The organism is Pseudomonas sp. B37(2017) (assembly GCF_002112885.1).
Classification (GTDB): domain Bacteria; phylum Pseudomonadota; class Gammaproteobacteria; order Pseudomonadales; family Pseudomonadaceae; genus Aquipseudomonas; species Aquipseudomonas paraglycinae.
Genome location: NZ_NEIX01000007.1, coordinates 14,533 through 39,481, shown reverse-complemented (window position 1 = coordinate 39,481; position 24,949 = coordinate 14,533). Strand labels below are relative to the sequence as shown.

Below are 24,949 nucleotides of genomic sequence, written 5' to 3'. Positions count from 1 at the left end.
TCGACCGGCGAGCTCGGTGGAAAAACCCGCCGACAACCAAATCACTGTTGCGCAGGGGTCACGAATCAGCCTTTGAAATCGGCACTGGCGTAAGCCGCCAGTTTGCTCTGGATGAAGTCGAGGAAGCACTGGATGCGCAGCGCCAGCTGCGAGTTGCGGTAGTACACCGCGTTGATCGGCTGGCGATAACCGCTGTTGAATTCCGCCAGCAACACCTTGAGGCGCCCTGCGCGAATGTCGTCGATGGTCATGAAGTGCGAGAGGCAGGCAATGCCCTGGCCTTCCAGCGCCAGATGGCGAACCGTCTCGCCGCTGGAGGCGCTGATTGCCGGAGTGATCGGCCAGCGGTCGCCGTGCACGTAACGCAGCGGCCATTGGTTGAGGCCTTCGTTCTGGGTGAATCCAAGCAAGGTGTGTTCGCTGAGATCGGCCACTTGGAGCGGTGCGCCATGTTTTTCCAGATAGGCCGGACTGGCGACGATCAGCAACGGACTGCAACCCAACGAGCGGGCATGCAACGTCGAATCGGCGAGGGTGCCGATGCGGATGGCGACGTCTGTGCTTTGTTCCAGCAGGTCAATGATCAAGTCATTGCTGTTGAGTTCGAGCTGGATGTCCGGGTACAGCCGACGAAACTCGTCGATGTACGGCACGATGGCGTGGAGCATGAACGGCGATGCGGCGTTGATGCGCAACCGTCCTGATGGCGTCTGCTGACGCGAAGAGAGGCGCTCTTCGAGTTGATCCATCTGGTCGAGGATCAGCTTGGCCTGTTCGAAGAAATACTTGCCCTCCTCGGTCAGGTCCATGCGCCGTGTGGTGCGGTTGATCAGCGTCGTGTCGAGCTTGGCTTCCAGCCGCGACAGCGTGCGGCTGACGGCCGACGGCGTCTGTCCGACCTGCTCGGCGGCGGCGGAGATCGAACCGCATTCGATCACGCAGACGAAAATCTGCAACTCATCGGATCTGGCTTTCACGGGTGTCCTCGAATCGAAAGGCCTGCTACGCAAGCTCAGGCCTTCGATAGTAGCCGAGCGTCAGGCCTTGAGGCCAAACACCTCGGCCAGATGCTGCTCGTAACGCGCCACATCCGCTTCGATGTTCGGGCGTTTCATCACGTCCACACACAGGAACGTCGGCAGGCCGGTCATGCCAAGAAACTCGTTGGCCTTGTGGAACGGGAAGTACACGGCGTCCACGCCTTTGGCTTCGAAGAAGTCGGTCGGGTCATCGAACGCCTGCTGCGGTGCGTTCCAGGTCAGCGACAGCATGTATTGCTTGCCCTGGATCAGACCACCGCTGCCGTACTTCTGCGACGCATCCGAACGGGTGCGGCCATCGCTGGCGTAGAGGCTGCCGTGGCCTTCGGTGAACACTTCGTCGATGTACTTTTTCACGGTCCACGGCGCGCCCATCCACCAGCCCGGCATCTGATAAATGATCACGTCGGCCCAGAGGAATTTGGCGACTTCTTCGGCGATGTCGTAACCCTCGTCAATGAAGGTGGTCTTGACGTCGACACCGCCACGATCCAGCACGCTCAGCGCCGCTTCATGCAGGGTGGTGTTGTAGCGACCGTCGGAGTGGGCGAATTTTTTACCGCCATTGAGCAACAGCACTTTTTTCATGGGAGAGCCTCGATCGGATTCCGATGCGCAGCGCAGAGCGCTGGATGGAGAAGGGGAAAAATTGAATGGCGGCAGATTAGCGATCCGCCTCGCGCGGAATAAGCACCGATTGCGCAAAATTCATTTGAGTAAAACGCACGAATCGAATGCCGATTGTTGCCGTAGGATTGGCCGCCATCTGAATCTGAATGGAGTTTTTTGCGATGAGCGAACGCCAGGGTTTCATCCTGCACGCCAAGACCCGCCCGGAAAAAGCCGAGGCTTTCGAAGCGTTTTTCCGCGCCTACGTCGAGCCGAGCCGCGCCGAACCCGGCTGCATCGAGTACCACATGCTGCGCGACAAGGAAGACCCGAGCCTGTTCATCTTCTACGAGATCTGGGAAAGCCAGGCGCATCTGGACGTGCACTCGAACCTGCCGCACATGCAGCAGTTTCTGGCCCAGCGCATGGAGTATCTGGAGCGGGATTTCGATATCCGCCCGATTGAAATGCTCAGCGATTCGTCCGCTAGCCGCTGATCAGCAGATGGGCGCCGAGCGCGCCCAGACCGATGAAAAACACCCGCTTGAACAGCACGGCTCTGATGCGCTGGCGCAGCCATTGGCCGAGCAGCATGCCGAGCACCGCCGGGATCAGTGCCAGCAGCGAGGCGCTCAATTCAGCGCCGCCGAGCGAGCCACGCCAGAGCAATCCACCGGCCAGCGCCAGGGTCGACACGGTGAAGGACAGGCCCAACGCCTGAACCAGTTCATCGCGGCTCAAACCCAGTGCCTGCATGTACGGGACGGCGGGAATCACGAACACGCCCGTGGCCGAAGTGATGACGCCGGTGATCACGCCACACAGCGGACCAAGCCACGGTTCATGGCGGCGACTGACACTCAGCGTCGGCAAAAACAATCCACTCAGCGCATAGAGCAACAACGCCGCGCCGAGCCCACGCACCACCCAATGCCCGCCGGCCATGCCGATCCACAAAGTGCCGACGGCCGTGCCGAGAAAGATCGCCAGCAGCATCGGCCACAAGCGTTTCACCAGCCCCTGCAAATGCCCGCCGAATGCCAGTTGCCAGACGTTGGTGAGGGTCGCCGGAATGATCAGCAATGCCGCAGCCTGCGATGGTGCCATAGCCAGACCGAGCAAACCCATAGCGACAGTGGGCAGGCCGAGACCGATCACACCTTTGATCATGCCGGCGACGACGAAGGTCGAAATCACCAGCAATGAAAGGGCCAGACCGAGGTTTTGATAGAAATCTGCGAGTGCGTTCATGGCGATACTGTGCGCCTGCGCGGGTGAACTGAAAATCTGTCATACACTGAGGCAGCCTCTACCTGTACAAGAGGCTTGTAAATTCTTCGCGGCCACTGGCCTCTTCGCGGGCTTGCCCGCGAAGGCGTCAGGACTGACACCACTGATATTGAGGCTGCCCCATGCACTTCGACCTCACCGACCTGCGCTTGTACCTGCACATTCTCGACAGCGGCAACATCACCGCCGGTGCCGCTCGCAGTCATCTGTCGCTGGCGGCAGCCAGTGCGCGGATCCGGGCGATGGAAGCGTCGCTGGGCACCGAGTTCCTTGAGCGCGGACGCCGTGGCGTTACGCCTACACCGGCCGGCAAAGCCCTGGCGCAACATGCGCGGGTGTTGCTGCAACAGGCCGAACGCCTGCAACAGGATCTGGCCGAATACGCGCGCGGCGTCAAAGGCCAGGTGCGTCTGCTGTGCAACACCACGGCGCTCAGCGAATACCTGCCGGAGGTGCTGGCGGATTTCCTGCGCGAGCACCCCAACCTCGACATCGATCTGCAGGAATTGCCCAGTGCCCGCATCACCCATGCCTTGCGTCAGGGCGCGGCGGATCTGGGCATTGTGTCCGACGCGATCGACACCAGCGACTTGCAGACCCGAGCCTTTCGCGATGATCCGCTGGTGCTGATTCTGCCGCTGGAACACCCACTGTCTGACGCGACCGAAGTCGGCTTCAGCGACGCCCTGCGTTACGACTTCGTAGGGTTGCATGCCGACAGCGCGCTGGCGGTGTACCTGGAAGAACAGGCCCTGCACAGCGGCTCGCGGATGCAGATCCGTATCCGTGCCGATGGTTTCGACGGGGTGATGCGCATGGTGGCCCGAGGTGCCGGTCTGGGCATCGTGCCGCTGGCGGCGGTTCAGCGCGCTGCGCCGCAAGCCTTCAAGACCCTGCCGATGAATGAAGGCTGGGCCAGGCGCAAACTGTTGCTGTGCGCCCGCGATTTCACCGCCCTCCCCGCTTATGCCCGCGCCGTGCTCGACGCCTTGACTCTGCCCTGAGGGGCAGACTTTACCCTTGGGGTTTCTTCCTCAGGGGCAGTCATGATGGGCAAGCGGATTTTGTTGATTCTCGGCCATCCATCCAGCGAAAGTTTCTGCGCGGCACTGGCCGGACGCTACACAAAATCGGCCCGCGAGGCCGGGCACGAAGTGCGGGAAATCGCCCTCGGCCAACTCGATTTCGATCCGATCCTGCGCAAAGGTTACCGTCAGGTTCAGACCCTTGAACCGGATCTGCTCCAGGCCCAAGCCGACCTGTTGTGGGCGGAACACCTGACGCTGGTGTACCCGATCTGGTGGGGCGGGATTCCGGCGCTGCTCAAAGGTTTTTTCGACCGGGTCCTGCTCCCCGGCTTCGCGTTCAAATACCGCCAGGGCAAAGCGTTTCCCGACAAACTCCTGCAAGGTCGCAGCGCCCACCTGCTGGTCACCATGGACACCCCGCCCTGGTATTACCGCTGGATCTATCGCATGCCCGGCCTGCACGAGGTGCGCAAGAACACGTTGGCGTTCTGCGGGATCGAACCGCGCCGGACACTGACCTTCGGGCCGGTACTCGGCGCCAGCGACCATCAGCGTGAAACCTGGCTGAAGCAGGCCGGATCGATTGCCCGCCATTGAGTTTTCCGCTATTGGTGCGCATGCCCGCTGACGGAGAAAAGGGATTTGCACATGTACATCGGCCAGGCCGCACAGCGTTCGGGAACCACGATCAAGACCATCCGCCATTACGAGTCGATCGGCCTGCTGCCCGAGGCCCCGCGCCAGGGCAAATACCGGGTCTACGACCCGCAGACGGTCGAACTGCTGAGCTTTATCAAATGCGCGCAGGCGCTGGGATTTCGCCTCAGGGAATTGCAGGCGATCTTTGCTGGCCAACCCGAACTGTCGCCCTATGAAAAGGCCCGCCGCGCGATTGCCGACAAGCAAAGAGAGATCGCGGCGCAGCTGCTGAAACTCAGCCGACAGCAAGAGGAATTGAGCGCGCTGGAGGCCAGTCTTGAACACGCGCAACAGCAATGCCTGTCGAGCGTATCGACCGCAAAATAAGCACAAGGAATAGCTTGCAAGGTACGTATACATACGTACTATATCGCCAGAGCGAACGTGTTGCCCGATACCCGTTTTCGCACAACGACAACGGACAAGGAAGAACGGATCGGCTCCATTAAACCTACATGGAATGAGGTGACGCGATGGTTGATTCAACGGAGTTTCGTAATGCGATGGCGATGCTGGGGAGTGCCGTCACCATCGTCACGACCGATGGCCCTGCGGGGCGTTTCGGCTTTACCGCGTCGGCGGTGTGCAGCGTGACGGATTCACCGCCCACGCTGCTGGTGTGCGTCAATCGCTCGTCGTCCAATCACGAGCATTTCAAGACCAATGGCGTGCTGTGCGTGAACGTCCTGACCGGTGATCACCAGTCGACATCAGGGGCGTTCGCCAATCGGCAGTTGAGCATGCAGGAGCGTTTTTCCAGCGTGAACTGCCAGACCCTCAAGACCGGTTCGCCGGTGATCGAAGAGGCGCTGGTCAGCCTCGATTGCCGGGTCAGCAAGGTCGACGAGGTCGGCACCCACAGCATCTTCTACTGTGAAATCCTCGAACTGCAGCAACACAGCGAGGCCACGGAAGGCCTGGTCTACTTCAACCGCAGTTACTACCGTCTGAACGACGAACTGCGCCTGGCACCCGAGCAGTGATCCAGACACCCGCCGGCATCGCAGATTGCTAGCCGGCGGGCCATGACAGGGATGTAACCATGCTATTCAATGAAGACAACTTCGCGGATATCGACCTGAACCTGATCATCATTTTCCTGGTGCTGTTCCGCGAACGCAGCGTGTCACGCACGGCCGAGCGCCTGCACGTCAAACAACCCGCCATCAGCGGATCGCTGGCACGACTGCGCAAGCGGTTCGATGATCCTCTGTTCCTACGGTCATCCAGAACCATGCGCCCGACCTCGAAAGCCGAGCAACTGGCGCAAGCGCTGACGCCGGCCATCAAGCAGATCGAAGCGGTGATCCGGCTCTGAAAAACCGGCGAAAAAAACCTGCGGGCGTGAACGCCCGCAGGTTTTTTTCATCAGGCCGACTTGAGCGCCTGAGCGTATTCAACCCGTGCCCAGAAGGCAGGCAAAAAGCACTCGCTGACCAGCAGCGCCGAACCATTGCGGGTGAAACGCGAACGCCGGGCCAGCAGACGTTTGGCCTGTGGCGCGAAGCGATAGGACAGCGCCGCCAGCGGTGCGCCGGGGGACAGCAAGGCGCACTGGAAAGGCTCGCGCAGGGTCTGCTCCGACGTGTAGAGAATCTCGGCCAGCGGTCGACGGCCATAGCCGTTCAGATCCGCCCAGTCGCCATTCAGTGCCGGCACGCTGGTCAGGCTGCGCGCGGTGACGCAGGCTTCGCCATCGAGTTTCATCACCACTTCACGCACCCAGCCGATAGTGGCCGGCGGCACGTTCAGCGCTTGCGCTTCTTCAGGATTGAGCGGGCCATGGGACTGCTCGACGACTTCGATTGAATAATCGCCCATGGCTTTCAGACGTGGGGTCAGTGCCCCGGGCAAAAACAGCCAGTGATGCTCGGAGCCGGTCAATTCCGACAGCGGTCGCGATGACCAGTAATGACTTGTATCCATACCCGCTCACACCTTCCTGGTGATGGTGAATTGTTGGTTGCCGTGGAAGGCCAACCCTTCACCGGCGGTGTCTGTCACTCGGCTCCGTTTTCTTCGGTCACTTCGTGTTTGCTGATGACGGCGATGGTCTGTTCATCGGTCTTGACCGCCGACAGCAGCGAGTCGAGCAATCCCGGAAAACGCACGTCCATGTCTTCACGACGCAGGGACAGCAGGTTTTCCCGACCGTAAGGGCGCTGCCAAATCAGACCGCTGTCGCGCAGAACCCGCCAGTGGTGGGTCATGGTCGACTTCGATGCGCCCTTGAGGATCCGGCCGCATGGATGTTCCTGGCCATCGGACAACACTTTCAACACGGTCAGGCGTAGCGGGCTTCCCAATGCGTTCAGCACATTTTCCAGAAGGATCTGATCCTGATTGGGATGATTCGGGACGTTCATAGGTAGGTACCCTTGATGATATAGGCGGGAAAAATCCGGCTTGTATTCGTCTATACGAGAACAGTAAGACTATACACAAGATGCTTTTTCCCCGCGACAGCCGCCCCGAGGGCGGCGTCCCGGAAAACACTACAAATTGCTGCTCTGCGCTGTCTCCAGCGCGGGCGCCTGGAAGCCGCCGCCCAGCGCCGCCATCAACGAAACCGAACTGTCGATGTGCTTGCTGTTGAGGAAGGCCAGGCGCATTTCGTCCTGGATCAATTGCTGCTCGATGTTCAGCGCATCGAGGAACGTGTCCTCCCCGGCCTTGTAGCGCGACTGCGACAGATCGTAAGACGACTGCGCAATCGAACAGGCATCGCGCTGCACGACGATCTGCTGCTCGAACGAACGCAACTGCGTCACCGAAATCGCCACCTCGTGCAGGGCCGAATTCAACACCCGATTGTACTGCGCAATCGAACTGTCGAGTTCGGCATTGCCGGCCTTCAGATCCGAGCGCAGACGACCCGCATCGAAGATCGGCAGCGACACCGTTGGCGCCACATTCCAGAACTTGCTGACCCCGGCGAACAACGCATCACCGGTCAGCGCATGGGAACCCGCCGCTGCCACCAGATTGATGTTCGGGTAGAACGTGGTCTTCACTGCCTCGACGTTCTTGGTCTCGGCCTCCACGCGCCAACGCGCAGCGACGATGTCCGGACGACGGCCCAATAGTTGAGCCGGCAACTGCGCCGGCAATGCCACCACGCTCGCTTGCAGATTCGATGGCCGCTCAAGCGTGTGCGCACGATCAACGCCCTTGCCGATCAGCGCCGACAGTTGAAGACGAGCAATTTCGATGTCTTCGTTGGCGCCGATCAGGGTCGATTCCGAACGCGCCTTGAGGCTCTGCACCTGCTTGAGTTGCGACAAGTTGTCGAGCCCCGAGCCATAGCGTGAATCCGTCAGATCCACCAGTTTGCTCAGGCGTTCGAGATCCCGTTGATTGAGCTCCGAGACCTGCCACGCATACGCCAATTGGTTGTAAGCCTTGACCACGTTGGTCGCCAGAATCAGCCGCGAGGATTGCAGGTCGACTTCCGCCGCTCGTGCGCTGTTGAGCGCCGATTCCCAGGCGGCACGCTGGCCGCCCCAGAGGTCGAAGGTGTAGCTGAAATTCACCGCCAGATTGCGCGCGGTGAAGTACTTGTGTCCCTCGCCGCTGTAGTCCTCGAATCGCGACAGGCGACCGCGAGTGACACCCGCCGACGCGTCCATTTCGGGATAGCGTTCGGCATCGCGCAGGTCGAGAAATGCGTTGGCCTTTGCGACCCGCGCAGCGACTTCCTGCAGGTCCGGATTGCTCGCGTACGCTTCTTCGATCAGCGCGCCCAGACGTGGATCACCCAGCGATGTCCACCAGTCCGCACGCGGCCATTGGGCCGGCGGCAGTTTGTCTTTCAGGCTGTCGGACGGCGCATCGGCGACCGCCAGCAATTTGCCCTGATGATCGATCCCGGCGTAGTTCACACAACCCGCCGCCAACAGGATGGACGCCGCCAGCGGCGCCAGCATCAAACGTGTAATCGAATGCATGTCACGTCCTCACAGGATGGGTTGCGGCACACCGGCCGGTTCGGCTTCGGGTGCGTGGCTCGGTTGCTTGATCGAACTGAGCAGCGTGTACACCGACGGCAGAATGAACAGGGTGAACAAGGTGCCGATCAGCATCCCCACCACAATCACCAGGCCCAGGCCGAAGCGGCTGTTGGCGCCGGCACCGCTGGCGAACAACAGGGGCGCGAGGCCGACCACCATCGCCGCAGTCGTCATCAGGATCGGCCGCAGACGCACCTGCGCGGCGTGCTGGATCGCTCGCACGCGGTCCATGCCTTGCTGGCGCTGCAACTCGTTGGCGAATGCAACCATCAGGATGCCGTGCTTACTGATCAGACCGATCAGCGTGATCAGGCCGATCTGGGTGTAGATGTTCATCGAGGTCATGCCCAGCGCCAGCGGCACCAGGGCCCCGCAGATCGACAGCGGCACGCTGATCAGAATGATGAACGGGTCGCGGAAGCTCTCGTACTGCACGCTCAGCACCAGGTAGATGATCACCAGGGCCAGGCCGAAGGTGAACGCCAGGCTGTTGCCTTCCTGCACGTATTGGCGGGCGTCGGACTGCCAGTCGAAACTGAAGCCGGCCGGGAAGCCTTCCGATTGTTTTTGCAGGAAGCCCACGGCATCACCCAGGGTCACGCCCGGCGCCGGAATGGCCTGGAACGTGGCGGAGTTCTGCTGGTTGAACTGGGTCAGGCGATTCGGCTCGACCTTGACGCTGAGGGTGGCCAGCGTCGACAGCGGCACCGGGTTTCCCTTCTGATCCTTCACGTAATACAGCTTCAGGGTTTCCGGGGTCAGGCGATCCGCCGACACCGATTGCGGAATCACGTCATAGGAACGGCCGTGGAACGAGAACCGGTTGACGTACTTCTCGCCGATCAGGCTGTTGAGCGTCTCGCCGATGTCCTGCATGCGGATGCCCAGGGCGTTGGCCTTGGCGCGGTCAACCTGGATTTCCACCACCGGGTTGTTGAAGTCCAGATCACTGTCGACCACCGCGAACAGACCGCTGGCTTGCGCCGCCTGTTTGAGCTGATCCATCACGTTGTACAGCGCCAGGTATTCCTGATCGCTGCGGATCACCATCTGCACCGGCAGGCCACCGGTGGAGCCCGGCAGCGGCGGCATCTGGAACACGAAAATGCTCGTGCCTTCGATCTGGTTCACCCGCGCCTGCAAGTCAGGCTGGATGGTGTTGGCATCGCGGCCGCGTTTTTCCCAGTCCACCAGGTTGATCCCGCCGACGCTGTTGGACAGACCGTCGGAGCCGTTCGCCACCCAGTTGCTGTAGCCCTCGGGGATTTCGTTGAAGGTCTTGTACAGCTCGTGGGCGTAGGCCTCGAGGTAATTCAGGTTGGCGTGCTGCGGTGCCTTGATCGCGGTCAGCAGGATGTTCTGGTCTTCCAGCGGCGCCAGTTCGGTCTGCGCCGAGCGATAGAGGAACGGCAGGCTGAAGAAGATCACCAGCGCCACGCTCAGGCTGATCCAGCGACGCGACAATGAACCGCCGAGCAGCGCGCCATAACGACGGGACAGGTACTGGAAGAAACGGTCCGCCTTTACGGCCATGAAACCTTCGCTGGTTTTCGCGTCCAGCAGGCGAGTACTCATGATCGGCGACAGGGTCAGGGCGACGATGCCGGAAATCACCACGGCACCGGCCAGGGTCAGTGCGAACTCCTTGAACAGCGTGCCAGTGAGGCCGCCCATCAAGCCAATTGGCGCGTACACCGCCGCCAGAGTGAAGGTCATCGCCACCACCGGACCGGCCACTTCACGGGCGCCGATCAGTGCAGCGTCGAACGGCGTCTTGCCCTCTTCGATGTGACGGTGAACGTTTTCCACCACAACGATGGCGTCGTCCACCACCAGCCCGATGGCGAGCACCATGGCGAGCAGGGTCAGCAGGTTGAGGCTGAAGCCGAACATCTGCATCAGCATCGCCGCGCCGAGCATCGACAGCGGAATGGTCACCAGCGGAATCAGCACGGTGCGGAACGTGCCCAGGCACAGGTAAATCACCAGCACCACGATCACCAGCGCTTCGAGCAGGGTGTAGCTCACCTCGTCGATCGACGACTGAATGAAGTGCGCCACTTCGAACGGGATCTGCACGGTCACGCCCGGTGGCAGGGTTTCCTGAATCTGCGGCAGCAATTCACGCACACGTTTGACGATGACCAGCGGGTTGCCGGTCGGCGCCGCGTCCAGACCGAGGAACAGCGCGGGTACATCGCTCATCGCGCCGCTGGTGTCGGTGGAGGCTGCGTTCAGTTCCACAGTACCGACGTCACGCACACGGATGATGTGGCCGTTGTCGTTGCGCAGCACCATGTCGCGGAAATCTTCGACGCTGTTCAGGTCGGTGTTGACCCGCAGGTTGCTGACCACGTACAGGCCTTTGACCTGACCGGGAGCCGCCTGGAAGTTGTTGCCCTCGATGGCCGCCGACACGTCCTGCCCGGTCATGCCGTATCCGGCCAGACGCTGCGGGTCGAGCCAAAGGCGCATGGACAGTTTCTGCTCGCCCATGATGTTGATCTTGGCCACGCCTTCGATGCCGGCGAACATCGGCTCGACGACGCGGGAGATGTAATCCGACATCTCCGGAATGGTCAGGTTGGAGCTGGCGAACGCGACGTAGGCCACGCTGGTGAAGCCGCCGGAAGTGCGCTCCACCACCGGGTCGTACGCGTCCTTCGGCAAGCGGTATTTGATCTGGTTGACCTTGGCCATGACCTCGGTCAGCGCCGCGATCGAGTCGCTGTTGAGCGCCATGCGGATCGTCACCTGGCTGCGACCCTGGGTCGAAGTCGACGACAGATAGTCGATGCCCTCGACCGAGGCCACGGCCTGGCTGATCGGCTGCGTGACGAAGCCTTGCATCAGTTCCGAAGAAGCGCCGGGATACTGGGTCGTGACCGTGATGGTCGATGTTTCCAGCATCGGGTACTGGCGGATCGGCAGGTTCATCAGCGCGCGCACCCCGAACAGCAGGATCAGCGTGCTGACCACCACGGCCAGCACCGGGCGGCGAAGAAAGAGGTCGGTGAAATTCATTTTTCCAGCCCACTGAGTTTAAGAGCAATCGTGTCCGGCACGCCTTCCACCGCCACGCCGTCGTGGAGCTTGAGCTGGCCGGACGTCACCACTTGCACGCCTTCGGTCAGGCCCTTGTCGACCACCGCCCAGCCATCGCGGCGCTCGCCGACCTTGATGCTTTCGCGCTTGACCTTCTGCACGCCGGCCTCGTCGGTGTAGACCGAGAACACGCTTTCGCCGTAGGCGTTGTAGGTGATCGCGGTTTCCGGAATCAGCAGCTCGGCGGTCTGCGGCAGGGTCACCGAGACCCGTGCGTACATGCCGGGACGCAGGCGTTTTTGCGTGTCGGTGATGACCGCTTGAACGTTGATGGTGTGGGACTGGTTGATCTGTGGATCGACCGCCACGATCTTGCCGGCGAAGGTCACATCACCCCAGGCATCGACCTTGGCCTGCACGGTCTGGCCCAGTTGCACTTGCGAGCCATCGCGCTCGGCGAGGGTGAAGTTGACGCGCAGCACGCCCGGATCGGTCAGGGTCGCCACCGCGCTGCCGGCTTGCAGGTATTGGCCCAGATGCGCCTGGCGAATGCCGAGGGTGCCGGCGAACGGCGCACGAATGTGCCGTTGGGCGATCTGCGCCTGCATGCGCTCCATGTCGCCTTTGGCCGCGTCGTATTGAGCGCGGGCACTGTCGAAGGCGCGACGGCTTTCAGCGCCGGTCTTGGCCAGTTCCTGGACACGGGCAAACTGCGCCTTGGCCGATTCGTACTCGCCTTTCAGGCGCACCAGTTCGCCTTGCTCCGGCGCATCGTTGAGCTTGAGCAGCACCTGCCCCGCCTTCACTTCATCACCGGACTCGAAATCGATGTCCACCACTTTGCCGCTGACTTCAGCCGACACCAGCACCTGACGCTGGGCTTCGAGTTTGCCGATGGCCTCGAGGTAGTAGGTGTAAGGCTGCTTTTTGACCACGGCCAGACCGACCCGGGTGCTGGGGATCCGTTGCTCGGCCGCCGCCGGTGGCGGCGACCAGAAACGCCAGCCCAGTGCAGCGGATAACACCACCACAAGAATAATAAAGATCAGCGACTTGATAATGTTTCGAGCAAGCATGTGGCACTCCCTTGACTCTTTGCTGCGAGCACAAAAGTTTGAGTTTTAAGAAAATAAAGGTGCAACTTAAGGCGGGCGCGTTATCGATCCCTGTGAATTTTCACTTGTAAACGCGCCCGCTTTATTTATCCGCTGTTACGCCGCGGCCAGTACGTTGGTTTTATCCAGGTAGTACTTGCCGATACCGTGCAAGTTCAAAGGCGACAACGTGAAGTGCTTCGATCCGGTGTGAATATCGCGGAAGCAACGCTCCAGGAAGTGCGACTTGTAGACGGCTTTGGAACCGGCCATCGAGTAGATCTGGTTGACCGCATTGACCGAGTTCTCGGTCAGCACCGAGGCTGCCAGGCCGACGCGGGCGCTGACCGGTTCGCCGACGGTTTCACCACGGTTGATGACCTGGTGGATCGCATCTTCCAGCAGCAGTTGTGCGGTATGCACCGAGGAGATGGCTCGACCGGTCTTCTCGAAGATCACCCCTTCCAGACCCGGATCGGTGTTCACGGCGCGGTCATTGCGGAAATGATCGACCGCAGCGCGGGCCACGCCCAGTACGGTGGACATCGCCGCCAGGGTGCCGAACTCGTAGTAACCGGTGGCATAGGCCCGGGAGCTGCGTGCTTCGGGGGATTGCTTGAGGGTCTCGACGTCCAGCGAGAAGGACTTGTGGACGATCACGCTGGAGCACTGGAAGTGATGGCTGCCGGTGCCGCGCATGCCCAGGGTGTCCCAGGTCGGCAGGATGGTGCATTGGCTGGCGGGCACGAAGAACATCCGCACTTCCGGAGTGGTGTTGTTTTCGGTGCCTTTGACCGTGGCGGTGCAGACCAGCCAGTCGGCGTGGGCCGAGCCACTGGCGAACGCCCATTTGCCGCTCAGCAGGTACTCGTCGCCCATCGGCAGCGCTTCGCCGCCGGAGTGGATGGCGCCGATCACGAAACCGTCGCAGTGGTTGTAGATCGCTTCGGAGGTGGCTTCCGGCAAGTAATCCGACAGGCGCCCCATCGCCACTTGCACCGCCAGCTGCCAGGACAGCGAAGCGTCAAACCGGGCGAATTCCAGCAGCAGCGCCGAGGTGGTCTGGATATCGACCTGGGACCCGCCGAACGCTTTGGACACCGAGGTGCGGCCAAAACCCTCCTTGAAGAATCGGGACATCACATCCTTGTGCGTCGCATTGGTCTGCTCGCTGTAATCGCGGTGCTGAATAATCAGCGGATTGAGTGCACGCACCTTCTCGAGCCATTCATTGGATTCGGAGGGAAGGCTGTTCCATTGCATTAGATTTTTCATAACGGCTCCTAGCTATTATTTATTTACGATCAGCAGACGAAAAAACAGACAGAACTTTTTATTGTTGTTAAACCCCGATAAAAATGTACGTCTACAGTCGTACATTTGACAAGCACTATTATCAGACTTCTTTCATTTCCCAATAAAAGAGCAATCACTGTCCGACAATTACGCAAGGCGCAAGAGGCCAACGTAACTTGCGAACAAGTTACGTTGCTTGAATCTTTTTGCTTACTTCACGCCGGCGCGCCGGTCACTGACTTTTGACAGTGAGGCCCAGTCCTGATCGGCCTGACCATGGGCCATGCCGTCCAGCAGGTTGTCCTTCAACACGCTGGCAAACGGCAGCGGCACCTGCGCCGCCTCACCGGCCTCCAGCGCCAGGCGAACATCCTTGAGGCCCAGCGATAATTTGAAACCGGCCGGCTCGAATTTTTCATCGACCATCAGCTTGCCGTAGCCCTGATAGACCGGCACGGCAAACAGGGTCGAGGTGATCATTTCGATGAACGCCTCGCGACTGATGCCGTAACCGCCGGCCAGGGTCGAGGCTTCGGCCATGGATTCGATCGCCGAGGCAATCATCAGGTTAGCCGACAGTTTGGCGGCGCAGGCCACTTCAGCCGTGTCGCCGAACGTCCAGGTCTTGCGCCCCAGCACATCGAACAGCGGCTGCACCCGGGCCAGTGCTTCGGCGGGCCCGGAGGCGAGAATGTTCAGATTGCCGGCAGCCGCCACATCGACCCGCCCCAGCACCGGTGCCGACACGTAACCGACGCCACGTGCTTGATGCACGGCCGCCAGTTCCCTGGCCAGCGCCACCGATACGGTGGACATGTTGACGTGAACGCTGCCGGCCCGCAGACCGTCCAGCGCCTTGGCATCGAAGAACACCGAGCGGATTGCCGTGTCATCGCCGAGCATCGAAATCAGCACCTCGGCCTGGGCCGCCAGTGCCGGTGTCTCGACAGCTTCGGCGCCGGCCGCAGCCAGTGCTTCCAGCGGTGCCGACGAACGATTCCACACGCGGACCCGATGCCCGGCTTTCAGCAGGTTCAGCACCATCGGTGCGCCCATCGTGCCCAGACCGATAAATCCCAGTTCCATGTCGCGCTCCTCTCTCGATGAGGTCTTCAAATCCGTTTGTGCAATGACCCATGTTTGCGATTGTACGTGTACAGGCGTACATTTCAAGTGCCGCGATGATTCATTGTTCGCGGCAAGGGTTTCAAACACACCTTTACCCAAGGCAAGGAGGCTTTATGCAATTCGGGATCTACACCGTTGGCGACGTCACACAAGACCCTACCAACGCCCGTACCCCCAGCGAATCCGAGCGCATCCAGGCCACCCTGCAAATTGCGCAGAAGGCTGAAGACATCGGACTGGACGTGTTCGCCACCGGCGAGCACCACAATCCCCCGTTCATCACCTCCTCTCCCACCACGCTGCTGGCCTACATCGCAGCCAAGACCCAACGCATCATTCTCTCGACGTCCACCACCCTGATCAGCACCAACGATCCGGTGCGTCTGGCCGAAGAATATTCGCTGCTGCAAAACCTCTGCGGCGGCCGCATGGACCTGATGCTCGGCCGGGGCAACACCGCGCCGGTCTACCCCTGGTTCGGCAAGAGCATCGCCGACGGTCTGCCACTGGCGATGGAAAACTACCGCCTGCTGCACCGGCTCTGGCGCGAAGAAGACCTCAACTGGAGCGGACGCTTTCGCACCCCGCTGAAAAACTTCACCTCGATCCCGCGGCCCCTCGATGACCTGCCGCCCTTCGTCTGGCACGGCTCGATCCGCACCCCGGAAATCGCCGAACAGGCGGCGTATTACGGCGACGGTTTTTTTGCCAGCCACATCCTCTGGCCCCGTGAGCACTTCATGGCGCTGGTCGAGTTCTACCGCGCGCGGTTTGCCCATTACGGTCACGGCACGCCGGAGCAGGCGATCGTCGGTCTCGGCGGGCATATTTTCATGCGTCGCAACTCGCAGGATGCGCGCCGTGAATTCCGTCCCTACTTCGACAACGCCCCGGTGTACGGCCACGGTCCATCCCTGGAAGAATTCATGGAAATGACCCCGCTGGCCGTCGGCAGCCCTCAGGAAATCATCGACAAGACCCTGACCTTCCGCGAGTACTTCGGCGACTATCAGCGCCAGCTGTTCCTGTTCGACCATGGCGGCATTCCGCTGAAAACCGTGCTGGAACAACTCGACATGTTCGGCAAGGAAGTGTTGCCGGTGCTGCGTGAAGAAACCCGCAAACGCCGCTCCCCGCTGGCGGCCGAAGCGCCGACTCACGCCAATCGCCTGGCCCGTTTGCAAACCCCGTCGGCCGAACCGCACTCGACGGTCAAAGCTGCCCAACTCGACAGCGTGACCGGCCACTGACCCTGTGGGAGCGAGCAGGCTCGCTCCCACACTTGATCAGGCAGCGCCTTTCAACGGGCGCTGCGCATCCATCGCAACCACCACGTCATCGTTGATCAGTCGCGCCAGATACTGACCGTAACCGGTCTTGCTCATGCTGCCCGCGTGCACCAGCAATTGCGCGTCGTCGATCCAGCCCTTGTTGTAGGCGATCTCTTCGAGGCAGGCGATTTTCAAGCCCTGGCGTTTCTCGATGGCCTGCACGAAATTGCCGGCCTCAATCAACGCATCGTGGGTTCCGGTATCCAGCCAGGCCATCCCACGACCCATCACCGATACGTTCAATTTCCCGCGTTGCAGATAGACGTTGTTGACATCGGTAATCTCCAGTTCACCTCGCGGCGATGGCTTGATGTCGGCGGCAATCTTCAGCACTTCGTTGTCGTAGAAATACAGGCCTGTGACGGCATAGTTGGACTTCGGATCGCTCGGTTTTTCGCAGATGCTCAAGGCCTTGCCGGCAGCATCGAATTCCACCACGCCAAAGCGCTCGGGATCGGCCACGTAGTAGCCGAACACTGTCGCGCCTTCATCACGCGCCGCCGCTTGCAGCAGGGTTTCACCGAAACCGGCGCCGTAGAAAATATTGTCGCCGAGCACCAGGCACACGTTGTCTTCACCGACGAATTCGCGACCGATGATGAACGCCTGCGCGAGGCCGTCCGGGCTCGGTTGTACCGCGTAGCTCAGGCTCAGGCCCAACTGGCTGCCGTCGCCGAGCATGCGCTGGAAGCCCGGCAGATCTTCCGGCGTGGAGATGATCAGGATCTCGCGGATTTCCGCCAGCATCAGCACCGACAGCGGGTAGTAGATCATCGGTTTGTCATACACCGGCAGCGACTGTTTCGAGACGCCCAGGGTGATCGGGTGCAGACGCGAACCGGCGCCGCCTGCCAGCAGAATTCCTTTGTACTTGGCCATGCTTTTTTCCTTTCAAGCAGTGAGATTTGAATGACTGAATGGTCAGGCCACGAGGGCTTCGTCGCGTTGCTCGCCGAGGCGCTCCAGCGCGTAGGCACCGGACATCACCCGCACCCACCAGGCGCGGTTGTCCAGATACCAGTCGACGGTTTTCTTCATGCCGCTTTCGAAGGTTTCCTGCGGCGTCCAGCCCAGCGTCGCGTGGATTTTTCCGGCATCGACCGCGTAGCGTTTGTCGTGGCCCGGACGATCCTTGACGAAGGTGATCAGGTCGCGGAAGTGCGCAACACCCGCCGGTTTCTCCGCACCGCGCGCTTCGAGCAGGTCGCACAGGGTGTGCACCACTTCCAGGTTGGTCTTCTCGTTGTGGCCGCCGATGTTGTAGGTCTGCCCGACCTCACCGCGCGTGACCACCGCATACAAGGCGCGGGCGTGATCCTCGACGAACAGCCAGTCGCGAATCTGCGCACCATCGCCGTACACCGGCAACGGCTTGCCTTGCAGCGCATTGAGAATGACGTGTGGAATCAGTTTTTCCGGGAAGTGATACGGCCCGTAATTGTTTGAGCAATTGCTCATCACCACCGGCAGGCCGAAGGTGCGATGCCAGGCGCGGACCAGATGATCGGAACCGGCCTTGGTCGCCGAGTACGGCGAACTTGGCGCATACGGCGTACGCTCGGTGAACGCCGGATCTTCGGGCTCCAGGTCGCCATACACTTCATCGGTGGAAATGTGATGGAAACGGAACGCCGCCTGACGCTTAGCGTCCAGTCGGTTCCAGTAACCACGCGCCGCTTCGAGCATCGTGTAGGTGCCGACGATGTTGGTTTCGATGAAGGCTTGCGGGCCATCGATCGAGCGGTCCACATGGGACTCGGCGGCCAGGTGCATCACCGCATCCGGTTGCAGGCGCGTGAACAGTTCGTCCAGCGCTGGCTTGTCGCAGATGTCGACCTGGCAGAAACGGTAACGCGGCGAATCGGACACATCGGCCAGCGATTCAAGGTTGCCGGCGTAGGTCAGTTTGTCGACGTTGATCACTTCACATTCGGTCTCTTCAATCAGAAACCGCACCACGGCCGAGCCAATGAAGCCCGCGCCCCCTGTCACTAAAATTTTCATCAGCGCCTCCCCTGGCAAAATGATGACTTAACGTCCTTCGATGCTGTGTGCGGGTCAGTTCAACAACGCCACCCAGTATTGCGACAGCCCTTGTTCGAGAATCAGCAGTGTCTGGATGCAGACGAAGCTTTCGTCGGTGGTCGCCGAGGTCGCATTGAGCGGGCCGAATCCACCGTCCTGCTTCTGATGGGAAGCGATCCAGTCTTTCGATGCCTGCAAATACGTCGGCTGCGCGTCGAGCAGATACATCGCTGCGATGGCCATGTAAGTGCCCACCAGGCTGACCGCTTTGCCTGGCCGGTAATGGAACGAGCCGTTGGCCAGTTGCAGCTTTTGCAGCCAGGCGACGGTCTGTTCGGCATCGACGATGCGTCGGTTGAGAATGAACAGCGTCGACACCACGCGGTACACCGAAAACGCGTCCGGCGGATATCCGGGCTTGTTGGCGAAACCGCCATCGGCCGAGCGGCAGCGCAAGGCAAACGCCATCACGCCCTGCTCGTCCGGCGCCTTGGCTTCAAGGGCATGCAGCGACAACACTGCCAGATTGGTGTGCCAGATGTCCGAGCCGAAACCCGGCACATCGCCGAACCCGCCATCGGGGTTTTGGCACGCCTGCAGGTAACGCACACAACCGCCGATATCGTTCGGCAACGCGCCCAGCACCCGCAGCGACAACACCGCGCAGTAAGTGGCGAACACATCGCTCAGATGCCCCGGCTGCTCGGCGAATCCGCCATCGGTGTTTTGCGAAGCCCTGATGCAATCGATCAGGCTGGCCTTGTTTTCGATTTGCAGACCCAGCGCGTGCAAGTCCGAGATCACGTGCAACCCGGAAAACACCTGCCAGGTCTTGTCGGCACGGAAACCCAATGGCGCGGTTTCGGCGGTCAGCCCGTAAGGTGTTTCATTCGACGCCCGGGCCTTGGCCAACCACGCCAGATAACGCTGCAGATCGACATTGATGGTCGGCACGCCATTCGGGTGAATGCGCTGCACATCACCACCGCCATCGATCACTTGCAGTTCACGGTTTACCAACGCCGCATCGTCATGATGAGCGACGGCAGCGGCCGGCTCGATGGACTGCAAGGCGTGGGCCGCGGCGAGTTGGGTTTTCAGGCTTTTCAGGTGCAACGGCAGGTACGTCAGGTTACCGATGCTGAAGATCCCCGGCTGACGCGGCGGCGCCCAGAACTGCCGAATGAACGGCACGGTCGGGTCATCCGGCGTCGACCAGAAATAGCCCTTGCCCATGAACAGCCCGCCATTGCGGGCGTCGTGAAACTCCAGCAACGCCGCCGTCACCGAAGCCCGATCCGTTTCGCTCGCGCCGGACGGCAAGGCTTGAATCGCCTGCAACAGCAACGCCACGTCGTAGGCAGTCTTGATCGGGAATGGCGACTCGTGATGCTTGTACGAGGTGTGCCAGTCGCAACGCACTTTGCCGTTGATCCCGACCCGGTCCCAATACCCGCCGTACGCCGGATCGCGGAACAGCGCCAGGGTTTGCAGCAGGAACGAGCGGGCCACATTCGACAACGCATTGTCGTCGCGCGCATCAGCCAGTTGCGCCAGCACCAGGCTGACCTCAGCACGCACGCCGCAACGGGTCAGCGCCACATCGACACAGGACTGGCTGTCGCTGCCGGCCACCCGGCCGATCAGGGTTTCTGCATGAATCTGCAGATGCCCGACCAAGCCGAGACCCAACGGCTGATTGTCGATACGCGCCAGCAAGGCCGTGGCGCTGATGTCGAGATCGATCGAAGTCGCGAGTTCCAGCGGCGTCGACCAGTCGCTGCTGTACAGGCCGGCGACCGTGGAGCGGGCATAGAGCGCTTCAACCTTTTCCAGCAAGCCGTGGATCGCGGCATCGTTCGCCGCGTCCTGCGGCACCCTACGCTGATAGGCAATCAATGCCGCCAGCGCGTCCAGTTGCAGCGCCAGCGTGCGGCAGCGCCCGGAGCCGTGCGGCGTCCAGTAGCGATCAGCGAGCTCGTGGAAACCGCCATTCGACGCATCATGCAAACGCATCAGCCCGTCATGGGCAAAACGCAGTTCGACATCGTCGCCGTGCTCGGCCTGATAGAGCGTCGCGGCGACCTGATCCTGCAACTGCTTGTCGCTGGAAATCGCAACCTCGCCACTGGCATCGGTCACGGCGAAAAAGCCGCCGTGGTCGATGTCTTTGAGGCCTTGATCAAATAGAAACTGCGGATGCAGTGACATGGTGAATCCCTCTTCCTTGAGGTTAAGCGGCTTTGCTTTCGGTCAGCGACACAACGCTGCCCTGGCACAACTCGATGATGCGCGTCGCGGCGCGGGCGGCACCTTCGCCATCCGGCGCGGCCACTTGCTGATGCGGCGCGTAGTAGGTCGAAGCGTCGGTGTCTTTTTCCAGTTCACCCTGGATCAGCTCGACGATCGCATCGCGGTCGTGGCCCAGATGCGTCGGGAAACCCAGCAGCTCCAGGCGACGCAGCGCCTCGAGTTCGTGGTACTCGGATTTGGACGGCAGCACGAACAGCGTCGGAATCTGCAGTGCGGCGATTTCCGTCACGGTGATCCAGCCCGGCGCCGAAATCAGCAGGCTGGCTTCGCGCAGCAGGCCCATCCAGTCCGGGTAGTACGGCACGCAGACGACGCCGTCCTGAGCCTGGATATCCTGACGGCCCAGCAACACCAGTTTCAGTTCCGGATTGCGCTCGCGCAGGATCTTGAAGCTGTCCAGATAGGCGGCAAGCAGCGCGTCTTTGTTCTGGGCAAACATCGTGGTGCCGCTGATCGAAGCCACAATGAACGGCGAGTCGCCGAGGTTCAGTTGCTCGCGCACGTTCAAGCCGGTCTGCACATTGATGTCGCGGATCATCGGGCCGACGAAATGCGCCTTGCCACTGACCAGCGCTTCGGCCACCGGTGTGCCCTGATCGAGAGAGGCCACATACGGTTTGTCGGTCAGCACCAGTTGGCTCTGATTGATCATCCAGTTGAACTGACTGTGCAGCGCGGTACGGGCCCGGGCCATTTCCAGCGCGTTGACTTCGAAACCGCCGTCAGCCAGATCATGGTCTTCGAGCTGGCACAGGGTGAAGTCGTAGCGCTCGGTGACGAACACCAGCGGCGTACCGCTGAAGATCGCGGCCAGGCAGGCGGCCATGTTGTAGTCCGACACCAGAGCGGTGGGCTTGTATTCGGCGATCAGGGCCAGGTAAGACAGAATTCGCTCACCGGACAGGAAGGTATTGGCGATATATCCGCCAATGTAATTATTCCAGTCGAGCTCTTTCGACAAGTTGCTCTTTTTCGAGTAATCGACCAAACGGCCGGCAATATCCACAACTTCAACGCCAGACTTTTCGAACATCGGCGTAAAGGTCGGCTGCAGGGAAGCCAGGGCCACGGTCAATGGCATGTCCGGACGCTGTTTCTTGATCGCCTGAGCGATGGACAGCGCGCGCATGTTGTGACCGGAACCGGTTGGATTGGGGGCAAATAAAATCATTCTTGAATCTCCATTAGTTGAACAACGCCATGAACCACAGTGTTTTCCAATACATCCCTTATAACCACCGAGTACGGTTTGATAACGGCACCGTCACCAATATTCAGTGGACCTACCAAGATGGCGCCCTCGCCAATAACGCAACGACTTCCAATGCGCACCGGTGCCTCCTCCCAGGGCAGTGAGCGGAACGAATGATCATGGGTGGAGGCAACGATCGTGACCCCCTCGGACAACTCGCTGAAGGCACCGACGGACACCCCGCCGGCCGCCTCGATAACCACACCGGCAGCCAGTCGCACGCCGGTGCCCAATTCGATGCCGCCCAGTTGCGACATGCCGCCCTGACGGTTGCTGCGCCCGATCAGAATGCAGTCCCGGGCGATTTCCACCGACGCTCCGCCGCGCAATTCGGCATCGATCAGGGCGTCGTCGCTGATGTCCCAGGTCTGGGTGTCGGGGTTCAGCGACTTGAGCCGCGCGACCGACTGCGTGGACCGATCGAGCATCGACGGCAAGCCCTGGCGCGCCCGCTCCCGGACTTTGGCCAGCACCGGTTCCGGGCTCGGCCGGCCGTCCTCGACCACGGTGCGCCGGGCAATGACCCGCGCCGGACGACCGACGACGATTGCGTCCGGCGGCACATCCGCTGTCACCAACGCGCCAGCCGCCACCACGGCCCCGGCACCGATGGAGACACCGGCAGCCACGGTGGACTTGGCGCCCAACCAGACGTTTTCGGCAATCCGAACGGGCGATTGCGCCGTCCCCAGGCACCGGGCCCCGGTGGCGAACATGCTGGATTTACCGATGGACGCGTGCTGCAAATCGCACCTGAAGCCGATGAAGCAGTCATCGCTGATCTGCGCATTTGTCAGGCGACTGCCGGCACGCACCCAGACGTGCCGGCCAAGTTCACTCGCACTATCAACAATCGTCGAAACTTCAATTACGTTTATGTCGTCCACAATAAAGCCTCATTCCATTGATGCCGGGCACATAAAAATTCGATAGGCGTGCGTATCCCGCAGATATAAATCCGCCAGTACACAAATAATAATTAACTGTTTATTTAAGGCCTCTACTCAAAGCACGCGAGACATTGCGTCCGCGCCACTTATTAACTGACCGGTTCATTCAACTGTCATTATTCATTAACAACAGATAGAAGTTCACACTTGAGCCGAAGACCAAGTCAGTTATCGAGATGAGAAAAAGCCGATTCAAGTCTGTCCGTGACTCAGTTGGAGCTCCCTTCCGAGGAATAGTCCTTTAGTACGAATGTTATAGTACAGACGATTTTGTTTTGCAATAGGTGTCAGAATGGTTATCTCGTTTTAGTCTAAAAATTGATTGAACTTTTACGGTGCATGCTTGTATTAAAACCGTCATATATGCACAGCGATGGTGCAAATCCAGTTTTTACGCAGGTCTGCGCCAGCGCTTACAGGCATCTGGAGGTCGACCCCAGACATTCCGACAGCACCCGCGAAGGCTACGGTGACGGCTCTAACTCCCTCTGGCCTGGAGCCGTCATGCCCGCACCTATCACCGTTTTGCGCGACACCCATCCCCTGCCCGTACTCGACGCCTGCAAATGGGAAAAGCTCGAGGGCGACCCGCACACCGTCAACCTCAACGCCTACACCAGCGAAGACGGCAGCAAGATCATGGGCACCTGGATCTGCACACCGGGCAAGTGGCGAGTGGATTACGTGAAGTGGGAGTACTGCCATTTCCAGGAAGGCTACTGCGTGATTACCCCGGACGGCATGGAGCCGATCCACCTGCGCGCCGGCGACATCTTCGTGGTCGAGCCAGGCATGAAGGGCACCTGGGAAGTGGTCGAGACCGTGCGCAAATATTTCGTGTTCGCCTGATACAAAAAAGCCGGGAAACCACCCGACGTGATTTCCCGGCAACACCTACTGCATCTGAATTGCAGGCCTGTGACGAGCACAGGTCTGACGACGATTACTGCGGCTTGCGATAGCTGTTGATGATCGCCGAGAAGTCCTTGCCACCTTCCCCGCGCTGACTCATCGCCTGATACAACTGCTGCGCCACCGCGCCCAGCACCACCGGCTGATGGGCCTGACGTGCCGCTTCGGTGGCCAGCCCCAGATCCTTGAGCATCAACTCGGCGCCGAAGCCACCGGTGTAGCCGCGCGAGGCCGGCGCCGTTTCGACGATGCCCGGCCACGGGTTGTACATTTCCGAACTCCAGCAACGCCCGGTCGAGCTGTTGATGATCCCGGCGAGCACCGTGGTGTCGATGCCCAGCGCATCGCCCAGCGCCATCGCCTCGCTGACGCCGACCATCGAAATGGCGAGCAACAGGTTGTTGCAGATCTTGGCGATCTGCCCGGTGCCGACTTCACCGCAATGCACGATGTTGCGGCCCATCTGCGCCAGCACCGGTTGCAGGGTGGCGAACAGTTCCGGGGTGGCGCCGACCATGAAGGTCAGCGTCCCGGCCGTGGCGCCACCAGTACCACCGGACACCGGTGCATCGGCCATGGCCACGCCTTGTTTGGCGGCCGCCGCCGCCACATCGCGCGCAGTCTGCGGGTCGATGGTGCTGCAATCCACTGCCGGCACACCTTTGCCGATTCCGGCCAGCACGCCATCTTCACCGAGCCAGACACTGCGTACATGCACCGCCGCCGGCAGCATGGTGATCACCAGTTCTGCATCTTCAGCAGCTTCGCGAGCCGAAGCGCGGATGGTGCCGCCCAGCTGCTCGAGCTCCGCCAGCACGGTTTTGTTCAGGTCCACCAGATTCAGCGAATGCCCGGCCTTGATCAGGTTGCGCGCCATCGGCGCGCCCATGTTGCCCAGACCGATAAATGCGATTTTCATGGCCATTC

Annotated in this window: 24 protein-coding genes; 8 read left to right on the top strand and 16 right to left on the bottom strand. The window is 60.7% G+C overall.

All coding sequences use genetic code 11. The features are described from left to right. Positions 1 to 65 precede the first annotated feature (65 nt). Together CAF90_RS18170 and CAF90_RS18165 are read right to left on the bottom strand one after the other, a co-directional pair. Entirely contained in the window at positions 66 to 977 is a 912-nt protein-coding gene (locus CAF90_RS18170; protein WP_007953823.1) for a LysR family transcriptional regulator, read from the bottom strand. A gap of 60 nt (positions 978 to 1,037) precedes the next feature. Further along, positions 1,038 to 1,628 (bottom strand): NAD(P)H-dependent oxidoreductase, encoded by a 591-nt coding sequence (locus CAF90_RS18165; protein ID WP_085608003.1) that lies wholly within the window; start codon positions 1,626 to 1,628, stop codon positions 1,038 to 1,040. Positions 1,629 to 1,831: 203 nt separating this feature from the next. On the opposite strand from CAF90_RS18165, the gene CAF90_RS18160 reads away from it, so the two are divergent. Next, positions 1,832 to 2,146 carry a putative quinol monooxygenase gene (locus tag CAF90_RS18160; protein ID WP_085608002.1) on the top strand — a complete coding sequence of 105 codons (315 nt, stop codon included), beginning with the start codon at positions 1,832 to 1,834 and terminating at the stop codon, positions 2,144 to 2,146. On the opposite strand, the gene CAF90_RS18155 is transcribed toward CAF90_RS18160, so the two are convergent. After that, on the bottom strand, positions 2,136 to 2,900 hold the full coding sequence (locus CAF90_RS18155) for a sulfite exporter TauE/SafE family protein (RefSeq protein ID WP_085608001.1): 765 nt from the start codon (positions 2,898 to 2,900) through the stop codon (positions 2,136 to 2,138). The genes CAF90_RS18160 and CAF90_RS18155 overlap by 11 nt on opposite strands. A 161-nt stretch (positions 2,901 to 3,061) precedes the next feature. Here CAF90_RS18155 and CAF90_RS18150 point away from each other — a divergent pair, with 161 nt between their 5' ends. From CAF90_RS18150 to CAF90_RS18130, 5 genes are all read left to right on the top strand, one after another. Further along, positions 3,062 to 3,943 carry a LysR substrate-binding domain-containing protein gene (locus tag CAF90_RS18150; RefSeq protein WP_085608000.1) on the top strand — a complete coding sequence of 294 codons (882 nt, stop codon included), beginning with the start codon at positions 3,062 to 3,064 and terminating at the stop codon, positions 3,941 to 3,943. A gap of 42 nt (positions 3,944 to 3,985) precedes the next feature. Next, positions 3,986 to 4,564 (top strand): NAD(P)H-dependent oxidoreductase, encoded by a 579-nt coding sequence (locus tag CAF90_RS18145; protein WP_170929404.1) that lies wholly within the window; start codon positions 3,986 to 3,988, stop codon positions 4,562 to 4,564. A 51-nt stretch (positions 4,565 to 4,615) separates the two neighbouring features. Further along, positions 4,616 to 4,993 carry a MerR family transcriptional regulator gene (locus CAF90_RS18140; RefSeq protein WP_085607998.1) on the top strand — a complete coding sequence of 126 codons (378 nt, stop codon included), beginning with the start codon at positions 4,616 to 4,618 and terminating at the stop codon, positions 4,991 to 4,993. Between the two features lie 146 nt (positions 4,994 to 5,139). Further along, on the top strand, positions 5,140 to 5,649 hold the full coding sequence (locus CAF90_RS18135) for a flavin reductase (RefSeq protein WP_007953834.1): 510 nt from the start codon (positions 5,140 to 5,142) through the stop codon (positions 5,647 to 5,649). 59 nt (positions 5,650 to 5,708) lie between these two features. Continuing rightward, complete coding sequence (locus CAF90_RS18130; protein WP_007953837.1) at positions 5,709 to 5,984, top strand: LysR family transcriptional regulator; 276 nt, start codon at positions 5,709 to 5,711, stop codon at positions 5,982 to 5,984. 50 nt (positions 5,985 to 6,034) lie between these two features. Here the strand turns inward: CAF90_RS18130 and CAF90_RS18125 are convergent, their stop codons facing one another. From CAF90_RS18125 to CAF90_RS18095, 7 genes are all read right to left on the bottom strand, one after another. Beyond that, entirely contained in the window at positions 6,035 to 6,592 is a 558-nt protein-coding gene (locus CAF90_RS18125) for a chorismate lyase (RefSeq protein ID WP_085607997.1), read from the bottom strand. A 74-nt stretch (positions 6,593 to 6,666) separates the two neighbouring features. Beyond that, on the bottom strand, positions 6,667 to 7,032 hold the full coding sequence (locus CAF90_RS18120; RefSeq protein ID WP_085607996.1) for a helix-turn-helix transcriptional regulator: 366 nt from the start codon (positions 7,030 to 7,032) through the stop codon (positions 6,667 to 6,669). Positions 7,033 to 7,161: 129 nt separating this feature from the next. After that, a complete protein-coding gene (locus CAF90_RS18115; RefSeq protein WP_085607995.1) occupies positions 7,162 to 8,613 on the bottom strand; it encodes an efflux transporter outer membrane subunit in 1,452 nt (483 codons plus the stop codon). 9 nt (positions 8,614 to 8,622) lie between these two features. Further along, positions 8,623 to 11,700, bottom strand: a complete 3,078-nt coding sequence (locus tag CAF90_RS18110) for a MexW/MexI family multidrug efflux RND transporter permease subunit (RefSeq protein WP_085607994.1) — start codon at positions 11,698 to 11,700, stop codon at positions 8,623 to 8,625. Beyond that, a complete protein-coding gene (locus CAF90_RS18105) occupies positions 11,697 to 12,797 on the bottom strand; it encodes an efflux RND transporter periplasmic adaptor subunit (protein ID WP_085607993.1) in 1,101 nt (366 codons plus the stop codon). The genes CAF90_RS18110 and CAF90_RS18105 overlap by 4 nt, the downstream gene beginning before the upstream one ends. Positions 12,798 to 12,932: 135 nt before the next feature. Then, positions 12,933 to 14,090 carry an oxidoreductase gene (locus CAF90_RS18100; protein WP_085607992.1) on the bottom strand — a complete coding sequence of 386 codons (1,158 nt, stop codon included), beginning with the start codon at positions 14,088 to 14,090 and terminating at the stop codon, positions 12,933 to 12,935. Positions 14,091 to 14,321: 231 nt separating this feature from the next. Next, entirely contained in the window at positions 14,322 to 15,326 is a 1,005-nt protein-coding gene (locus CAF90_RS18095; RefSeq protein ID WP_256578442.1) for an NAD(P)-dependent oxidoreductase, read from the bottom strand. A gap of 26 nt (positions 15,327 to 15,352) precedes the next feature. On the opposite strand from CAF90_RS18095, the gene CAF90_RS18090 reads away from it, so the two are divergent. Then, a complete protein-coding gene (locus CAF90_RS18090; RefSeq protein ID WP_085607988.1) occupies positions 15,353 to 16,489 on the top strand; it encodes an LLM class flavin-dependent oxidoreductase in 1,137 nt (378 codons plus the stop codon). Between the two features lie 36 nt (positions 16,490 to 16,525). Here the strand turns inward: CAF90_RS18090 and rfbA are convergent, their stop codons facing one another. The 5 genes from rfbA to CAF90_RS18065 are packed head-to-tail and all read right to left on the bottom strand — an operon-like array spanning position 16,526 to position 23,047. Beyond that, positions 16,526 to 17,449 (bottom strand): glucose-1-phosphate thymidylyltransferase RfbA, encoded by a 924-nt coding sequence (gene rfbA / locus CAF90_RS18085; RefSeq protein ID WP_085607986.1) that lies wholly within the window; start codon positions 17,447 to 17,449, stop codon positions 16,526 to 16,528. Positions 17,450 to 17,491: 42 nt separating this feature from the next. Beyond that, positions 17,492 to 18,574: a dTDP-glucose 4,6-dehydratase gene (gene rfbB, locus CAF90_RS18080; protein ID WP_085607984.1), complete on the bottom strand. Its 1,083-nt coding sequence runs from the start codon at positions 18,572 to 18,574 to the stop codon at positions 17,492 to 17,494. Between the two features lie 54 nt (positions 18,575 to 18,628). Beyond that, positions 18,629 to 20,806, bottom strand: a complete 2,178-nt coding sequence (locus CAF90_RS18075; protein ID WP_085607982.1) for a prenyltransferase/squalene oxidase repeat-containing protein — start codon at positions 20,804 to 20,806, stop codon at positions 18,629 to 18,631. Positions 20,807 to 20,828: 22 nt separating this feature from the next. Next, positions 20,829 to 22,079, bottom strand: a complete 1,251-nt coding sequence (locus tag CAF90_RS18070) for a hypothetical protein (RefSeq protein WP_007953861.1) — start codon at positions 22,077 to 22,079, stop codon at positions 20,829 to 20,831. Further along, on the bottom strand, positions 22,076 to 23,047 hold the full coding sequence (locus CAF90_RS18065) for a DapH/DapD/GlmU-related protein (protein ID WP_085607981.1): 972 nt from the start codon (positions 23,045 to 23,047) through the stop codon (positions 22,076 to 22,078). The genes CAF90_RS18070 and CAF90_RS18065 overlap by 4 nt, the downstream gene beginning before the upstream one ends. A 567-nt stretch (positions 23,048 to 23,614) precedes the next feature. Here CAF90_RS18065 and CAF90_RS18060 point away from each other — a divergent pair. After that, positions 23,615 to 23,959, top strand: coding sequence for a cupin domain-containing protein (locus CAF90_RS18060; protein WP_007953863.1), 345 nt, complete (start codon positions 23,615 to 23,617; stop codon positions 23,957 to 23,959). Positions 23,960 to 24,053: 94 nt separating this feature from the next. Here CAF90_RS18060 and mmsB read toward each other — a convergent pair whose 3' ends face one another. After that, the gene (mmsB, locus tag CAF90_RS18055) at positions 24,054 to 24,941 is read right to left on the bottom strand and encodes a 3-hydroxyisobutyrate dehydrogenase (protein WP_039772935.1); all 888 of its coding nucleotides are present in this window, start codon (positions 24,939 to 24,941) and stop codon (positions 24,054 to 24,056) included. Positions 24,942 to 24,949 lie beyond the last annotated feature (8 nt).

What these genes read in the sequence shown, in the direction of transcription:
- CAF90_RS18165 (WP_085608003.1), bottom strand. Translation starts at nt 1,628, where the DNA reads ATGAAAAAAGTGCTGTTGCTCAATGGCGGTAAAAAATTCGCCCACTCC.
- CAF90_RS18160 (WP_085608002.1), top strand. Translation starts at nt 1,832, where the DNA reads ATGAGCGAACGCCAGGGTTTCATCCTGCACGCCAAGACCCGCCCGGAA.
- CAF90_RS18155 (WP_085608001.1), bottom strand. Translation starts at nt 2,900, where the DNA reads ATGAACGCACTCGCAGATTTCTATCAAAACCTCGGTCTGGCCCTTTCA.
- CAF90_RS18150 (WP_085608000.1), top strand. Translation starts at nt 3,062, where the DNA reads ATGCACTTCGACCTCACCGACCTGCGCTTGTACCTGCACATTCTCGAC.
- CAF90_RS18145 (WP_170929404.1), top strand. Translation starts at nt 3,986, where the DNA reads ATGATGGGCAAGCGGATTTTGTTGATTCTCGGCCATCCATCCAGCGAA.
- CAF90_RS18140 (WP_085607998.1), top strand. Translation starts at nt 4,616, where the DNA reads ATGTACATCGGCCAGGCCGCACAGCGTTCGGGAACCACGATCAAGACC.
- CAF90_RS18135 (WP_007953834.1), top strand. Translation starts at nt 5,140, where the DNA reads ATGGTTGATTCAACGGAGTTTCGTAATGCGATGGCGATGCTGGGGAGT.
- CAF90_RS18130 (WP_007953837.1), top strand. Translation starts at nt 5,709, where the DNA reads ATGCTATTCAATGAAGACAACTTCGCGGATATCGACCTGAACCTGATC.
- CAF90_RS18125 (WP_085607997.1), bottom strand. Translation starts at nt 6,592, where the DNA reads ATGGATACAAGTCATTACTGGTCATCGCGACCGCTGTCGGAATTGACC.
- CAF90_RS18120 (WP_085607996.1), bottom strand. Translation starts at nt 7,032, where the DNA reads ATGAACGTCCCGAATCATCCCAATCAGGATCAGATCCTTCTGGAAAAT.
- CAF90_RS18115 (WP_085607995.1), bottom strand. Translation starts at nt 8,613, where the DNA reads ATGCATTCGATTACACGTTTGATGCTGGCGCCGCTGGCGGCGTCCATC.
- CAF90_RS18110 (WP_085607994.1), bottom strand. Translation starts at nt 11,700, where the DNA reads ATGAATTTCACCGACCTCTTTCTTCGCCGCCCGGTGCTGGCCGTGGTG.
- CAF90_RS18105 (WP_085607993.1), bottom strand. Translation starts at nt 12,797, where the DNA reads ATGCTTGCTCGAAACATTATCAAGTCGCTGATCTTTATTATTCTTGTG.
- CAF90_RS18100 (WP_085607992.1), bottom strand. Translation starts at nt 14,090, where the DNA reads ATGAAAAATCTAATGCAATGGAACAGCCTTCCCTCCGAATCCAATGAA.
- CAF90_RS18090 (WP_085607988.1), top strand. Translation starts at nt 15,353, where the DNA reads ATGCAATTCGGGATCTACACCGTTGGCGACGTCACACAAGACCCTACC.
- rfbA (WP_085607986.1), bottom strand. Translation starts at nt 17,449, where the DNA reads ATGGCCAAGTACAAAGGAATTCTGCTGGCAGGCGGCGCCGGTTCGCGT.
- rfbB (WP_085607984.1), bottom strand. Translation starts at nt 18,574, where the DNA reads ATGAAAATTTTAGTGACAGGGGGCGCGGGCTTCATTGGCTCGGCCGTG.
- CAF90_RS18075 (WP_085607982.1), bottom strand. Translation starts at nt 20,806, where the DNA reads ATGTCACTGCATCCGCAGTTTCTATTTGATCAAGGCCTCAAAGACATC.
- CAF90_RS18070 (WP_007953861.1), bottom strand. Translation starts at nt 22,079, where the DNA reads ATGATTTTATTTGCCCCCAATCCAACCGGTTCCGGTCACAACATGCGC.
- CAF90_RS18060 (WP_007953863.1), top strand. Translation starts at nt 23,615, where the DNA reads ATGCCCGCACCTATCACCGTTTTGCGCGACACCCATCCCCTGCCCGTA.
- mmsB (WP_039772935.1), bottom strand. Translation starts at nt 24,941, where the DNA reads ATGAAAATCGCATTTATCGGTCTGGGCAACATGGGCGCGCCGATGGCG.